General features: G+C 52.5%; 13 protein-coding genes. 1 reads left to right on the top strand and 12 read right to left on the bottom strand.

Features of this window, described 5'->3' with window-relative positions:
* Positions 1-67: 67 nt before the first annotated feature.
* On the bottom strand, positions 68-1,429 hold the full coding sequence (locus R70331_RS03830; protein WP_042172994.1) for an ABC transporter substrate-binding protein: 1,362 nt from the start codon (positions 1,427-1,429) through the stop codon (positions 68-70).
* 451 nt (positions 1,430-1,880) lie between these two features.
* Here R70331_RS03830 and R70331_RS03825 point away from each other — a divergent pair, with 451 nt between their 5' ends.
* The gene (locus R70331_RS03825) at positions 1,881-2,885 is read left to right on the top strand and encodes a LacI family DNA-binding transcriptional regulator (RefSeq protein WP_042172992.1); all 1,005 of its coding nucleotides are present in this window, start codon (positions 1,881-1,883) and stop codon (positions 2,883-2,885) included.
* A gap of 123 nt (positions 2,886-3,008) precedes the next feature.
* Here the strand turns inward: R70331_RS03825 and R70331_RS03820 are convergent, their stop codons facing one another.
* The 11 genes from R70331_RS03820 to R70331_RS03770 all read right to left on the bottom strand — a co-directional run bounded on the left by R70331_RS03820 (position 3,009) and on the right by R70331_RS03770 (position 15,553).
* Positions 3,009-3,884: a radical SAM/SPASM domain-containing protein gene (locus R70331_RS03820; protein WP_042172990.1), complete on the bottom strand. Its 876-nt coding sequence runs from the start codon at positions 3,882-3,884 to the stop codon at positions 3,009-3,011.
* 18 nt (positions 3,885-3,902) lie between these two features.
* Positions 3,903-4,889, bottom strand: a complete 987-nt coding sequence (locus tag R70331_RS03815) for a Gfo/Idh/MocA family protein (RefSeq protein ID WP_042172988.1) — start codon at positions 4,887-4,889, stop codon at positions 3,903-3,905.
* A 306-nt stretch (positions 4,890-5,195) separates the two neighbouring features.
* Entirely contained in the window at positions 5,196-6,584 is a 1,389-nt protein-coding gene (gene thrC / locus R70331_RS03810; protein ID WP_042172986.1) for a threonine synthase, read from the bottom strand.
* Between the two features lie 128 nt (positions 6,585-6,712).
* Positions 6,713-7,207, bottom strand: coding sequence for a CYTH domain-containing protein (locus tag R70331_RS03805; RefSeq protein WP_042172984.1), 495 nt, complete (start codon positions 7,205-7,207; stop codon positions 6,713-6,715).
* 1,298 nt (positions 7,208-8,505) lie between these two features.
* Positions 8,506-10,227, bottom strand: a complete 1,722-nt coding sequence (locus R70331_RS03800; protein ID WP_042172982.1) for an adenine deaminase — start codon at positions 10,225-10,227, stop codon at positions 8,506-8,508.
* A gap of 22 nt (positions 10,228-10,249) precedes the next feature.
* A complete protein-coding gene (locus R70331_RS03795; RefSeq protein ID WP_042172980.1) occupies positions 10,250-11,314 on the bottom strand; it encodes an ABC transporter ATP-binding protein in 1,065 nt (354 codons plus the stop codon).
* Between the two features lie 30 nt (positions 11,315-11,344).
* Positions 11,345-12,133, bottom strand: a complete 789-nt coding sequence (locus R70331_RS03790; RefSeq protein ID WP_042172978.1) for an ABC transporter permease — start codon at positions 12,131-12,133, stop codon at positions 11,345-11,347.
* A 4-nt stretch (positions 12,134-12,137) separates the two neighbouring features.
* Positions 12,138-12,956 (bottom strand): ABC transporter permease, encoded by an 819-nt coding sequence (locus R70331_RS03785; RefSeq protein WP_042172976.1) that lies wholly within the window; start codon positions 12,954-12,956, stop codon positions 12,138-12,140.
* A gap of 28 nt (positions 12,957-12,984) precedes the next feature.
* The gene (locus R70331_RS03780; RefSeq protein WP_042172974.1) at positions 12,985-13,938 is read right to left on the bottom strand and encodes a nucleoside hydrolase; all 954 of its coding nucleotides are present in this window, start codon (positions 13,936-13,938) and stop codon (positions 12,985-12,987) included.
* Positions 13,939-13,940: 2 nt separating this feature from the next.
* Positions 13,941-15,026 (bottom strand): ABC transporter substrate-binding protein, encoded by a 1,086-nt coding sequence (locus R70331_RS03775; RefSeq protein WP_042172972.1) that lies wholly within the window; start codon positions 15,024-15,026, stop codon positions 13,941-13,943.
* 182 nt (positions 15,027-15,208) lie between these two features.
* Positions 15,209-15,553, bottom strand: coding sequence for a hypothetical protein (locus R70331_RS03770; protein WP_042172970.1), 345 nt, complete (start codon positions 15,551-15,553; stop codon positions 15,209-15,211).
* Positions 15,554-15,786: the final 233 nt, after the last annotated feature.

The following is a 15,786-nucleotide window of genomic DNA, read 5'->3' as shown; positions in this document are numbered from 1 at the left end:
CTTACCTGTATGCAGCAGGGGGAGCCCGCAGGCTCCCCCGCCGCAAAAGCGGCCCAGGCCGCTCCTGTTACTTGCCCAGCTTGGCGATGGAAGCCTCTGCTTCCGGTTTATACTTCTCGGCAGTCGCTGTAACCGACTGGTTATCTACGATAATATCCTTCATGTAGCCGTAGGTCGGGAACTCGGGATAAGCCGTTTCCAGCAGAATCTGGCCCGTATTGTTGATGTGATCATGCAGCATTGCTACATCTTCTTCATGGGCATAAATGCTTTCCAGCCATTCCTGGCTCGGGAAATCGCCGGTCTGGGTAATGTCATACGTCTCCTCGAACGCCTGGTAAGCAGCCGCCGGGTCTTTTACACCCTTGGGAATAAAGAAGGCATTCTTTCCGTTATCCGCATACGTCACATCCGGAGATCCCGACGGGCCGTTAGGGAACGGCACGACACCGAAATCAAAGGTCAGGTCGCCCAGATTCCACACCGGAGCCGGGAACATAGCCACATCGCCGTCTTTGAAGGTATTGAACTCGTCATAGCCGATTTTGTCAGTGCCTTTGACCTTCATGACATTCTCCACATTGTAGAGGCGGTTGATGAATTCAGCGGTCTCAATAACCTTTGGATCGGTCAGGCCTTGGGTGCCTGTGGCTTCATCCACAATTTTGCCTCCGTTGGCAGCAGAGAAATTGCGGAGGATGTCGATAGCCCAGCCAGAGAAGCCGTACGTATCGATTTTGCCGTCATTATCGGTATCCTTGGTGGCCTGCTTAGCGATTTCGATGAACTTATCCCAGTTCCATTGTCCGCTTGCATATACCTCCTGCAGGTCAGGCAGGCCCAGCTTCTTGAATAGGTCACGGTTGTAATGCAGGCCCGCGCCGCCGGTTCCCGGCTCCGCAAATGCGTAATATTCATTGGCGATCTGCGGGGCTTTGACCAGCAGTGTCGCTTCGTTGTTAATGTTGGATTCAGCCGTTGTGAACTCGCTGACCTTCATCAGCTGTCCCTTGAGGATGGCCGGCCACGCCGAGTTGTACTCCATAATCACGATGTCCGCAAAAGGTTCCCCAGTAAGCGCAGTTGCTGTGAACTTCGGCATAAATTCTTCAAACGGTACATTCACGAATTCGAATGTGCAGTTGTATTTCTTCTCCACCTCGGCAATCTTGGCCAGCCGCTCCTTCTCGGAAGCGGAATTTCCCGCCGGCTTGAGGTCCCACCAGGCAGCTACCTTGATGACGCGCCCATCCAAATTTACCGGCGCTGCCGTTGGCTCTGCCGTCGCTTCTGCAACCGCCTCTGTTGCGGCCGGCTCTGCGGTCGGGCTATTTTTCGGACTGTTCGCTGCATTATTCCCGCCGCTGCAGGCTGTAAGCAGAAAAACCAGGCACAGCATTAAAACGGAATACCCCTTCACTCTTTTCATTCGTATAACCTCCCATAATTTAAATAAAGCGCTTACAGACATGTATAAAAAAATAACAACTTTGCAGAAAACCCGTTCTTTTCGGCATACCACCTTTTCTTTTGTTATTATTTTTGTTTTTATTTTGCATAACAAATATTACCACCCGTTAGGCAAACGGTCAATCAAAATTTGACGACTTTTCGGTTTTAACGCGCTTTCATTTTCTAATTTATGTATCAAAACCTAATTTAATGAACGTTTTATCTATATTTTATTGATTCATAAATAACAAAAATAACATTTAACAAAACATAAATATTCCTTTTTTATTCCCTGCAGCTTTTTCCTGCCTCTCCCCTTGATTATTATCAGTTAAAAAAAGATGTGTGAGTCCGGCCGGCTTCATGTAAAATTGTAATGCGGCTTCCTTTTGATATGTTGACCAATCTCACTAGAGTAGGATGATTTTATGCGACGCAAAGTAACGATTCAATCTATAGCCGATTTCACAGGACTGTCCAAATTTGCGGTTTCACGGGCCTTATCCAACAAACCCGGAGTCAGCTCCCAGACCCGGGATACGATACTCAAAGCCGCCGGCCAGCTTGGTTATTTCAAGGACTCTCTGCCGGCGCAGGCTCCAGGCGGCCCGGTTGATCTGGATATCCGCAAATGGTCGGGAAGCATTGTAATCCTGTTTCCTAACGTGCGCTACCAGAACCCTGAATCCCTATACTGGGGTCCGGTGTTTAACGGCATCTCCTCCAGGCTCGACCAGCGGGGCATCAACGTGGTGACGTTAACCGAACCCAAGGGCGACTCCCTGTTCTCTCTCCTGCATCCAGAAGCTATCATGGGCGTGATTACCGTCGGCTCGATTTCAACCCCCATTCTGCTGGAGATCAGGAGCCTCGGGATTCCTGTGATGATGGTGGATCACGCTGACCCCGGCTTCAGAAGCGACTCCATCTTTACTGATAACCTGACTGTGATGAAGGAGCTGATGGACCTGGCCCTCGGGAAGGGATACACCCGCTTCCAGTTTGTCGGCAACATCCGCGATGCCGAAAGCTTCTATGAACGTTTTCTAGTCTTCCGTGCAGCACTAGAGGACAAAGGGATCAGACTCAGCCAGATTCCTGCGCTGATCGGGCCGGAGATTGACCAGTTCAGGGAGACCTTCGCTGCTGCTGTCACCGAGCACGGACTGCCGGACATTTTCATATGTGCCAATGACACTTACGCGCTGTTTGCGATCGAAACGCTGGAATACATGGGCCTGCCGGTTCCCGCCAATCTGGCCTTCACCGGCTTTGACAACACTTATCCTGCACTGCCTCTTCTGGCTACCGTGAATGTCGATAAGGGACAGATTGGCATGCGGGCTGTTGACCAGATGCTGTGGCGAATCCTTAATCCCGGCGCCAGCTTTGAAAAAATCCTTATCCAGGCTGATCTGATCATCAGAGGCTGACATTTGGAGCAGGACTACGCTACGCATCACTACGCATCACAACTAAAAAACCTCTCTTTAGCAGAATGGATAGTCATACTCCATTTCGCTAAAAGAGAGGTTTTGTTGTAGACAGACTTCTTATCAGGTCCCGAACCGCTGGCGGTACCCGCACTTGCGGCACAGCTCCTCCACCGCTTCCCTGCGGGAGAAGCCGTAGAACAGATTATTCGCCCGCTCGCCCTCGATAATCTCGGAGAACGGCCGCTCATGCAGATTGCCGAGGTTGATGACGCCCTCGCCGTCCAGACAGCACGGCACCACCGTGCCGTCGACCAGCACCGCCGCCTGGCTGCGCAGTGCATGGCAGAAGCCTTTGCCGTCATCCTCCGGCTCATGCAGGGCCGGCCATCTGAACTCGTGGTCCTGGTTCAGATAGACGCGCGGCGCAATCTTGACGCCGCTGCCGGGAACCACCTTTTCTTCAATCCGGTAGTCCAGATTGAAGGCCTCCTCCAGCACCGCCAGCGTCTCGCGGTTGCGCATCCGCGTCACGTTCGTCTGATTGTCCTCCGTCAGATTCCACAGCCGGAAGGAGATGATCACGCCTTGCGCTGAGGCTTCGCGCACAAACGATACAATCTCCCGCAGATAGCCCCCGCGGTTCTCTGAACCCTCATGCCCGTCAAAGCTGTGCAGCGAGAAATTCATCTGGCGCAGCGCCGGCTTGCCGATTATCTTCGGTCCGGCCTTATGAATCAGAGTCCCGTTAGTTGTAATATTAACCTTGAACCCTTTGGCGTGCGCTATATCCAGCAGCTCGCCGATCTTTGGATGCAGCAGGGGCTCTCCCTTAACATGAAGATAGATATGATTGCTGTGCGGCTTGATCTCATCCAGAATTTTGCTAAAGGTTTCAGGCTTCATGAAGTTTTTCTGCCGTTCCGTAGGCGGACAAAAGCTGCAGGCCAGGTTGCAGACGCTTGTAATCTCGATGTATACCTTTTTAAATGTCTTCAAGTGCTGCTCCCCATTTCACTATAGATCCGACGCATAACGGAGACCGATTTGCGCTCTGGCCTCCTCCATAATTTCTGCTACCGCCAGCGAGCTATCATGGCTGTTGATGCTGCTCTCGCGCTGTCCGCTTTTCAGCAGCTCAATAAACTCATGTGCTTCATAATACATCGCCTCATATACCTGCGGCACGGTAAGCTCCTCGATCGTCCCGTCGCGGTAATGGATTTTGACCTGATAGGGCTGGTTGATTTTGTCGATCACCATCGTCCCGTTCTCCCCCTGAATTTCAGCAGGCAGATAGGAGTCGGTAATTTTGGAATGCATAATAACGGCATCCATATCCGGGTAGCTCATAACCATACTTCCTTCCCCGTCAACCCCGGAGGTCAGCATATGGCCTGCCGCCTTCACCGCATCCGGCTTACCAAACAACGCCACCATCGGATACAGGCAGTAGATGCCCAGATCCATCAGGGAACCGTTGGAGTATTCCGGATTAAAGGCATTGAGCACATTCCCCTGGCGGTAAGCATCATACCGGGAGGAGTATTGACAATAGCTCGCGAAGTAACGCCGCACTGTGCCCAGCTTATAGAGATTATCTTTGATCACACTGAAATTCGGCATCATCGTCGATTTCATCGCTTCCATCAGCAGAACATCATTAGCACGCGCCGCCTCGATCATAAGCTTCAGCTCTCTGCTGTTGGAGGCCGCCGGCTTTTCACACAGGACATGCTTGCCGTGATTCATGCAGATCAGCGCCTGTTCAGCGTGCATGGAGTTAGGACTGGCTATGTACACAGCGTCCACTTCCGGACTGGACACCATATCTTCCAGATTCGTATAAATAGCGGCTCCCGCATATTTGGCGGCGAAAGCCCGGCCTTTTTCCTCAGTACGTGAAAATACCGCGGTCAGAATAAAATCCTCATTCTCCAGTCCTGCCTGAATAAAACGGTCTGTAATCCAGTTGGTGCCAACGACCCCGAAACGAATTGTCATGAGTGATCCCGTCCTTTTGTCTTATTGATCTATAACTGCTATTTTCTCACTCCATGTCAGGGATGTCCACTTTTTGAAGGGTAATTTCCGACAATTTCCGCTAGATTTTTCATGTGAAAAAATGCACCTGTCAAACCGGCCTGTTCCGTCCCACAATCGGGCTATAAAAAGCGGCTGTCAGCAGAATACCCGCCATCTCCCATTCCTATTCAGCAGTACCTTCAGAAGCTAAACCGTGGACAGCGAACAATATAAAAAGGCCCGCTCTTTTTCAAGAACGGACCTTCGGGTATGCCAGTGATCCTTTTATGCGAAAAAATCCTGCAGCTCTCGTACAATATTCGCCTTATCATACTCCACAACCGTCATATGCTGCGGCATTTCGGACAATGCGGAAATCTGCGGCGGGAATTCCTGCTGGATGCCGGTCAGGGCAATCGCCTCGTCGAATTTGGCAGGATGTGCAGTTGCGAACGTAATCGTAGTTTCATCAGGTCCGCTGAACGCCTCATAGGCGGCAATTCCGCAGGCCGTGTGCGGATCAAGCAGGTAGCCGTACTCCTGCTGATATTTGGTGATGATATCGAGACATTGCTGATTCTTCGCGCCAAGCGCGGCAAAATCTGCTTGTACCTGCGCAAACAGCCTGCCATCCACCGTAATTTTACCGTCTGCCGTAAGCCCTGCCATATAGTCTGACAGCTTCACCGCATCCTCGTCCAGCAAATAATACAGATAACGTTCAAAATTGCTCGCCACCTGGATATCCATCGAAGGGCTGTAGGTGCTTGTAAATTCGCCTGGTTTGTATTCGCCGGTCAGGACGAAACGTTCAAGAATGTTGTTTTCGTTGGTGGCGATGATCAGCTTATTGACCGGCAGACCCATTTTCTTAGCCAGGAAGCCTGAGAAAATGTTGCCGAAGTTGCCCGAAGGCACGCTGATATTGATCTTCTTGTCACCGCTATTCTCAATCTGCAGGTAAGCATAGAAATAATAAACCGTCTGGGCCAGAATACGCACGAAGTTAATGGAGTTAATCGCCCGCAGATGGTATTTCCCTTTGAAGTCCAGATCGGCGAACAGCTCTTTAATCACCTTCTGGCAGTCGTCAAAGTTACCCTCCACAGACAAATTCAGCACGTTGCTGTCATCCACTGTGGTCATCTGCAGTTCCTGCACCTTGCTCACCTTGTTATGCGGATGCAGAATACAGATTTTGATGCCTTCTTTGCCGCGTACGCCCTGAATTGCCGCTGCACCGGTATCCCCCGAGGTTGCCCCGAGAATATGGATAATCTCACCGCGTACCTTGGCAATATAGGAATACAGCTCACCCATGAACTGCAGCGCCACATCCTTAAATGCAAACGTCGGCCCGTGGAACAGCTCCAGCACATACAGGGAATCAGTTACTTTATGAAGAGGCGTCACTTCCGGCGCGCGGAAATTGCCATAGCTGGTATAGACCATTTCTTTGAGGTCATTATAAGGAATCTCATCATTAGTATAGTAGGAGAAAATCTCCAGGAACAGCTCCTGGAAGCTGAGCTTGCGCCATTCCTCCAGCTTATCCGCAGAAATAACCGGAATCTGGGTTGGCACCATCAGCCCGCCGTCATCCGCCAGTCCCATCAGAACCGTATCAATAAAGCCCCGTGGGGCTACATTTCCTCTTGTGCTTATATACTCCATACCTGCCTCATCCTCCTGAACCCCTCTTTATTTATCCTGCATTGAACTTCCCTATATATTAGCACGTTTAAGCGTTAAAGTCCGTTACTTCCGTGTTAACTTTGCAGAAAAAATGGTGATCCCGCTGCCTATTTCTTCTGCAGCTCTTTCCAGACGATTTTATTGCTGTACTTTTTCTCGACGCTTACATCCTGTCCGAACCATTCAGGGGCGCTGAAGCTCTCCGCTTCCTCCAGGGAATCGAACTCCACTTCAATCACAGTAAGCTGAAGCTGGGTGTAGACGTCGATCTCTACGGTGATGCCGTTCCATACTGCTGTGGTGCGTGTTTTGACCAGGGGAACCGCCTTAACCGCCTCGATCATCTGATTATAAAGCCCCTCCGAGATGTTGTATTCAATCTCCTTGCGGCGGATGCCCTTGCCGTCCTTGAATGTATGCGTAAAGGTTATCTCGCCCGAATCCAGATCAGTAATTTTGCGTACCCGCAGCTCCTGCCCGTCCTCAATCGCCAGATACGTCTGGTCAATGCTGTGCCGGGTCATTACCTTGAGCTCTCCGCCCTCAATCAGCTGCTCCGGATATTCCGGCAGCAGGAATTTGAGTTCAATTTCCATAGACATGCTGTCTCTCTCCTCTATACGCTGTACGGTATTTAATATACGCTCTGCGATGTTTTATATTATTTATCATCATAGGGGCAGGTCATACGTTAGTCAATCGGTCAGGTTGTGAATTTGCGGTTGGGCGTGCTTGGGATGTGCTTGGGCGTGCTCCGACATACTTCAGACGTGCTCGGACGTGCTTGGGATGTGCTCCGACATACTTCAGACGTGCTCGGACGTGCTTGGGACGCTATACAGCCGTTCTATCCTTTTCAAGCAAAAATCCCAGGATTACACGGTGTTTTCCCGCTGACCTCTTCAAACCTGCCAGCTGGTTCAGCATTGGGCGGCGAATACGCAACGAAATTCCAATCAGCTCGGTCGGCGCTCCCCTGTAGATCATTCTCCTAAACCAGACACACAGGAAATTCAGGATAACTGCACTTTGTACAACTAAAGTTTCATTTTTCGGTGTTATTTTCAGAATAACTGCACTCTGTGCAGCTATATCAGGCTGTTTCGGGGAAAAAAGAGCTTTTATGCTTTTTTAAGTGTACAAAGTGCAGCTATTTCGAAAAACAGAGTGTTTCTCCTCAATATAGCTGCAGAAAGTACACTTATTTAGTTTGACGGACAAATGTGCCCAGCCGTAAGCGTCGTATTAGCGGAGCAATGTTGGCAGGCCAGCATTAGGGGATAAGCATCAGTGGAGAGGCATCAACAGCTCGACATTAGCAGCTAACATCGGCAACTAACATCAGGCTCACTATTAGCACCTCAACATCAGCTACAAAACATCTATAGCTCAGCATCAGCTACTCAACATCAACAACTCAACTTCAGCAACTCAACATCAACAACTCAACTTCAGCAACTCAACATCAACAACTCAACTTCAGCTACTCAGCATCAGCTACTCAACTTCAGCGACTCAACATCAACAACTCAGCATCAGCTACTCAACATCAACAACTTAACTTCAGCTACTCAACTTCAGCTACTCAGCATCAGCAGCCCAGCACAAACGCCCATCATTGCTAATCCACCATTCACACAAATTCAGCCAAGTTACTACTGAGCAGCACAGACCCGGCAACGGGCACGGATTCTCTGTTACCGCTGCGATTACTGTATTGCAAAAAGGGGCATCCCGCTTGGGACGCCCCTTCTTTATCGCTTCGCCCTAATCAACGGCAGCGCATCTCCCTCACGTTTCACCTGGCAGAGCGGAAGCACCTTTCCCTAACTCCTCACCCAGCGGAACGCCATCAACTGCCCCTTCACGCTTCACCTACGGAACGCCAGCAGCTGCTCCCTTACGCTTCCCCCAGCGGGAACAGCAGCGGTACTACCTTGCCCGCAACGACATCGATCAGACCGTAGTCCGTAATCTTCAGCGCCGGGCTGACCGGCAGCGAATGCGTGCTGATCGACATGATCGGGTTGTAGTGGTTGTAGCCCAGCGACTCCATCGCTGTGCGCAGCCCCAGCACGCGCTCCGCCGTCTCGGCGAGCGGCGCCTCGGTCAGGATGCCGCCGACCGGCAGCGCCAGCAGGGCCAGCACTACGCCGTCACAGACGACGCAGAAGCCGCCCTGCTCAGCAATGACCGTATTGGCGGCGAGCGCCATGTCCTCGGCGTTGTGGCCGACAACGAGCAGGTTGTGGTTGTCGTGAGAATACGTCGTGGCGATCGCACCGCGCTTGATCGTATCGCCGCCGATCAGGCCGTAGGCGCGGCCTCCGGTCTTGCCGTACCGCTCAAAGGTGGCGATCAGGCCGCAGCCGGTGTCCTGCCACTGCAGCAGGCCGTCCTTCACCCCGGCCTCCACATGCTTCTCTTCGGTAAACGTGGACACGTTGTTGACCGTCATCACGCGCGCGCCGTAGCGGCCGTCAGGCAGCTCCGGGCGTACCGCGAAGTCACCGGCGCTAAGCGGCGCAAGCTGCACGCTCTTGTAGAAGTGCGCCGGGAAGCGCGGCGCAGGCTCAGGCTGTGCCTGCGGCCGGCTGCGGTCCCAGACCTGCGCGCCCCGCTTGTACACCGCCTCAATCGTGAAGCTGCTGAGATCAGACAGCAGCAGGTAGTCGGCGGTTTTGTTCGGCGCGATCACGCCGCGGTCGTCCAGCTTCATCCGCTTAGCCGGCGTGTAGGTAGCCGCATAGACTGCGGCCTCCGGTGCCATGCCCATCGCGATAGCCTTGCGGACCAGATGGTCCAGATGGCCGGTCGCTGCGAGCGAGTCGGTCATCACATCATCGGTCACGAAGCAGAAATGCTCGCTGACCAGATGCTGGATCAGATAGTCGACAACCTCCGGGGTCATCGACTTCTCCTGAATTTCGATGAACATCCCGGCGGCAATCCGGGCGGTCAGACCCTCAATGCTCTGATGGGTATGATCGGAATCAATCCCGGCAAAGATCAGCTGGTGCAGATCCAGATCGAGCAGCTTCGGCGTATGGCCCTCGATGACCAAACCGGGGTACTTGCTGCGGACGTGCTGGAGAATCTGGTTGCTTTTACAATTAGGATCACGGATAACATCAACGAAATTCATTACCTCGCCCAGGCAGATCATCTGCTCCGTCGCCATCAGCTCATCAATATCGGCAATTTCAATCGAGCCGCCCGTCGTTTCCAGCGGAGTCGCCGGCACTGAGCTCGGAATCGCATAGAACATATCCACCAGACAGTCCTTGCTGGCCCGAATCATCTCATGTACACCTTCAACGCCGAACACATTGGCCATCTCATGCGGCTCAGGCACAATCGTCGTAACCCCGTGCTGCAGAATACCATAGGAGAACGTCTCCGGTGTAATCATCGTGCTCTCAATATGCAGGTGGATGTCAATCAGCCCGGGCACCAGATACTGCCCCTCAGCATCAATCGTCTCTCTAGCTGCGAACGTTTCCGCACCAAGCTGGCCGATATAGAGAAAACGCCCGTCTTTTACAGCAACATTCGCCGTCTCAAACCGTTTATAGTAACTGTTGTACACTTTAGCGTTCATTATAAGTTGATCTGTAATCATCATGTCTGCTCCTTATGAAGCGCTACTGCACCAGCACCAGCTTCTCTTTTGGAAAATAAACCGTAACCTGCTGTCCCTGCACAAAAGGCTGCCCCATCTCCTGATTCACCGTGAACACACCCAGCTCCGTCTCCACTTGGTATTGGTAGCTGCGGCCCAGATACGTGCTGATCTGCACCGTTCCCGGCAAAATGTTACTGGCCGTGCCCGGCTCCGGACTAGCTGCAAACAGCTGCAGATCATCAGGGCGGATTGCCCCGAGCAATCCGGTATTGCCAAGGCCCCCCGGCCGTTTAGCCGCCTGGAACTTCAGCGCACCGCGGCTAAGCTCAATATCCGAACCTTCATCATTTCGTCCGTCAAAAGCGATAAAGTTCCCGAACCCGATAAACCGGGCCACGAACTCGCTGGCCGGGTATTTGAAGATGGCTGACGGCTTATCTAGCTGCTCGATTTTACCGTTATTCATAACCGCTACCTGATCGGAGATCGAGAAGCATTCCTCCTGGTCATGGGAGACATAAACGGTGGTAATGCCCAGCTCCTGCTGGATGCGGCGGATTTCCACACGCATGTTCACCCGCAGGTTGGCGTCAAGGTTACTCAGCGGTTCGTCGAACAGCAGCAGATCCGGCTCAATGACGAGCGCCCGGGCAATCGCGACCCGCTGACGCTGTCCGCCGGAGAGGGCTGCCGGAAGTCTTTTCTCAAAGCCGCCCAGACTGACAATCTCCAGCATCCGGGTTACCCGCTTCTTCACTTCCGCTTCCTTCAGCTTGCGCAGCCGCAGGCCGAACGCCACGTTATCAAACACCGACAGATGCGGGAACAGCGCATAGCTCTGGAACACGAAGCCGAAATTACGCTTTTCGACCGGAACCTTGGTGTAATCCTTGCCCCCGAACATAAAAGCTCCCGCTTCCGCATTCAGAAACCCGGCGATCAGGCGCAGGGTGGTTGTTTTGCCGCAGCCGCTGGGGCCGAGCAGGGAGAGAAGCTGGCCCTTGGCCAGCGACAGATTAAAATCCTCCAGAATCAGACGGTTGTCATACGCAACCGATACCTGCTCAAGACTTAAAAGTGACATTGCGTTAGGCCCCCCTTACTATTTAATAGGTCATCGTTTAGTAAAATAAGCGAATCCCATCAGACGTTCGATGACGAACATCAGCGCTGCCGTCAGCACCATCAGAATGACGGAGATCGCGGCAATTGTAGGATCGAAGTAGTTTTGCACATAGGTCAGCATTTGAATCGGCAGGGTACTGATCCCCGGACCGGTCATGAAGACGGAAATATCCACGTTGTTGAACGATTCCAGAAAAGCGATCAGAATCGCCGCCAGAATCCCCGAGCGGATGTTGGGCAGCACGATTTTGAAGAACGTATACAGCCTCGAAGCTCCCAGGCTCTGAGCCGCCTCCTCCACCGCGAAATCGAAATTCTCCAGGCTTGAAGCAATAACCCGGATAATAAACGGCAGCATAATCACCGTATGGCCAATCAGCAATCCGGCCACAATCGGCAGCCCGTAGACGACAATCAGGTAGCGCAGCAGCGTGAAGCCCAGCACAATTCCGGGAATCAGCACCGGCGACAGGAAAATCGCATTCAGCGTATCCCGCCCGCGGAACCGGTAACGGCTCAGGGCGTAGGCCGCAGGCACACCCAATAGGAGCGCCAGCAGATTGCCGAGCAGCGAGATGATAATGGAGGTTTTGAAGGTGTCCATAAAGGCGCTGACCTCAAAAATATTCCGGTACCACTTCAGCGAAAAGCCCTCAGGGGGGAATTTCAGGACTGTGCCCGGCTCAAAGGAAGTGATCGAGATGATCACGAGCGGACCCAGCAAAAATATAAAGACCAGCAGTGTGTACAGTGACAGCACGCGGTTGCCTTCCTTCATGTTCTCACCCCTTCGGATTCAGGCGGTTGGCCCAGGCGTTCATCAGCCCCACCACCACAAATGTAATGACAATCATAATGACCGCGATGACCGAGGCCGCCTGCCAGTCATTCAGCGTCATGGCGTTCTGGTACAGGAAGGTGGAGACCACCCGTTCCTTACCGCCGAGCAGCGCCGGTGTTGTATACGCCGTAAGGCTGCCGACAAAGACGAGAATGCCGCCGATGATCAGGCCCGGCACCGTCAGCGGAAAGGTGATTTTACGGAACGCGGCAAACGGGGAAGCACCCAGACTGCGTGCCGCCCGCACCAGCTCGTGATCCAGATTCTCCATAACCCCGAGCAGGGTGATAATGATCAGCGGCAGGAACAGATGCACAAGCCCGATCATCATCGCCACCGGCGTATAAAGGATGTCCAGCGGCTTGTCGATCAGTCCGATGTTGACCAGAAAGGAGTTGATCAGCCCTTTTTTGCCCAGAATAATCATCCAGCTAAAGGAGCGCACCACCGGACTCGTCAGCAGCGGAAAAATCGACAGCGCCAGCAGAATACTCTTCTTGCGGGCACTAGACCGTGAGATATAATAAGCCGCCGGATAGCCGAGCAGCATGCAGACCAGCGTCGTCACCACACTCACCCGGAGCGTAGTCAGCAGGATGCGGTTAAAATACCCGTCCCGGAAAAAATGCAGATACCCTTCCAGCGTCAGCTTCCCGTCCTGCACAAAAGTAGAGGCAATGGTCAGCGTAATCGGGACCAGCATGAAGGCCGCCAGGAACAACAGGCCCGGCAGCAGCAGGTACAGTGCTTTTTTGTTCATTCTAATGACTCCCGTCCTTCTTCGGCTCTTAGACTCTTGGTTCAAGCCTGTTCAGGCTATTAATGAAGCATTCCAGAAAAGCGGGTGCGTCCACCTCCAGGCAGACACCGGCATTAACCGGTTTGCCCAGGCGGTTCTGGAAGTCGCAGACGGTCTGCCCGTCGCAAAGATCACTTCTTGTTTCAACATCCACATGGTAATCATGCACAGTAACAAATGAGCGGTTTAGCGCTACCCCCACAGCCAGCGGATCATGCAGCGCACAGGCCTGCACACCGTTTCGTTCGAAATAGCGCGTACGGTAATCCGCCGTACTCTTCTCCACATAATCGCGGATCGCCGGATTCTGCAGCCTGGCTATATCGTCTGCGCTCAGCAGCGCCCTGCGGGTCACATCCAGCCCGACCAGCGTCAGCCGGGGGAACCCTGCCGCAAGCACCAGCTTGGCCGCCTCCGGATCAACGTACATGTTATATTCGGCAGTCGGCGTAATGTTGCCGAAGCCCTGCACCACACCGCCCATCACAATCACCTCGGCGGCATGCTGCGTCAGCTCCGGGCATTTGTGCAGCGCACGTGCCAGGTTGGTCAGCGGTGCGGTCATAATCAGCGTGACCTCACCGGGCTGCGCCAGCACCTGGCGGATGATGAAATCCTCCGCCCGCTCTGCTTCTGCCTGCTTCGTTACCGTCATACCGGCCAGTGCGCCGCCAATCCCGTCAGAGCCGTGTACACGATGCTCGAACACGCTATCCCGGACAAGCGGCTGGTCCGCCCCGCGGAAGACCGGAATCTGCCCGGACACACCGAGCAGCTCCAGAATCTTGCAGGTGTTCAGGGTCGCCTGATCCAGCGAGACGTTGCCGCTAACCGTGGTGATCCCGAGAATATCAAGCTGTCTGCTGCTTACGGCCAGCATAATGGCCAGCGCATCGTCCACTCCTGTATCGACATCCAGAATGACCTTTTTACGCGCTGTCATGCTTAGCCGCCAATCTCACGGTTGAAACGGTCCGTCCACTCTGTGATGTGCTGGTTCACAAACGACATATCCAGCTTACGCAGCTGCCCGATAACATCGGCACCGTAAGTCACGCCTACCGCTTCTTCAGGTGTCAGCATTACGTTCATGTTAACCGGGGAATCTACCTTTGCTTTGGCGGATGCATCCTGTACTTCCTCGCTCAGCTGCCAGTTGATGAACGCCTCGGCCAGCTCTTTATTGTCACTTCCCTTAACGACGTTAACAGTATTCATTACGGCATAAGCGCCTTCGGACGGTGCTACGAACTTGGCATCAGGCACAGCCGCCTGCAGATCCTTGAAGTACATTTCCATAATCGGGCCGCCGGCAATCTCTTCCTGGCCGAACATGTTCACGTACTCGGAGGTCTGGCTGTAGTATTTCACAACATTGCTGTCCAGCTCTTTAAGCTGTGTAAAGGCCGTATCTTCATTGAAATCCGCGTTGCCTGCAGCAAGGGATGCCGCATCAACGACCATTGGGCCTGCTGTAGCGGTAATTGCCGGCATCGCCAGGTTTTTATCAAACTTGTTCCACAGATCACTCCATGCAGTAACTTCACCTGAAGTCAGAGCCGGATTATAGGCAATGCCCAGACGTCCGATCGTGTACGCGGGACCGTATTCTGCACCCAGTGGTGCTTTTGCGATATCATAAATGTTCTGGAGATTCGGAATTTTGCTGCTGTCGATCGTATCGAACAGCCCTTCGTTAATGGCCTGCTGGGCATAATAGTCGGACAGATAGACAACATCGACATCGGAGCTGCCCTGACGGATTTTGTTCAGGCGCTCGGCGTTGTTGCCGATTTCCACGACGATTTTTACATTATGCTCTTTCTCAAAAGGTGCATATACCGCTTCCTTGAAGAAATCCTCCGAGAAGCCCCAAGTGGAAATGACCAGCTCTGCCGGCTCTCCGGACGCTGTGTTTCCTGTTGCCGCGTTATCGGTACCCGTGTTATTTGTTGCCGCATTGTTTGCGCCGCAAGCCGCCAGCATCGAAGTCAGGGCCAGTGCAAGGCCCGTAGTCATGATCTTTTTCATTAGTAAAAACCTCCTGAGAATGTAGTTGTAATCTATTTTTCCATAAAAAAAAGAAAGCATTCTTGTAGGAACAAGAACACTTTCCTTTGTGTAAACAAAGTCAAGAGCTACCCGTTATAGAAGGACGGTCTTCGCTTAAGATAGATCAAAAGCAAAAATCCGCAGATATTAAGATGAAGCGGTCATTCTCCGGCCAGTATCATATTCGTAAAAGCCCACTGGGTCGGTGCATCGTAATCTCTGAGCAGAACCTCAATCGTTAAGCCCATCTCTTCTTCAAGCCGTTCTTTGAATCTTTTCTTAAACAGCAGCGACATCCGGAAGTCCACTTCCTGCTTAAGCTCCGGCGCCTCCCCTTCCAGGGCGGTCGACCGTGGAGATCTGCGGTGCTTGGCGTGAAAGGTAATGACCCGCTGATCGACAGATACGCGGAGCAAGGTCGTCCCGAAACCAAACAATTCCTTGGAGATCTCATTGTAGATCTGGCACATCTTCTTCTTCTGCTCGCTGTTTTCCAGTTCTGCCATGAAACCACCTTCGAAAACAGAATATCGTACAATCGCATCAAGATTAATTGCTATTATACATAGTTAAAGTATTTTCGGCAACAAAAAAACTAAAACTGACATGAAAGTAACGCTAAATCCGAACAATGCTAGTTGATGATTGCAGAATGAGCAGGAGAAAATGCTGATACGGTCATTTAAAGTGAGCACTTTCGCCGCTTGAATTTCTTCGGAGTCTGAGTGTGAACCCAGAT

Source organism: Paenibacillus sp. FSL R7-0331 (assembly GCF_000758645.1).
Lineage (GTDB): Bacteria > Bacillota > Bacilli > Paenibacillales > Paenibacillaceae > Paenibacillus_AQ > Paenibacillus_AQ camerounensis.
This window is presented reverse-complemented; position numbering and strand designations above follow the sequence as displayed.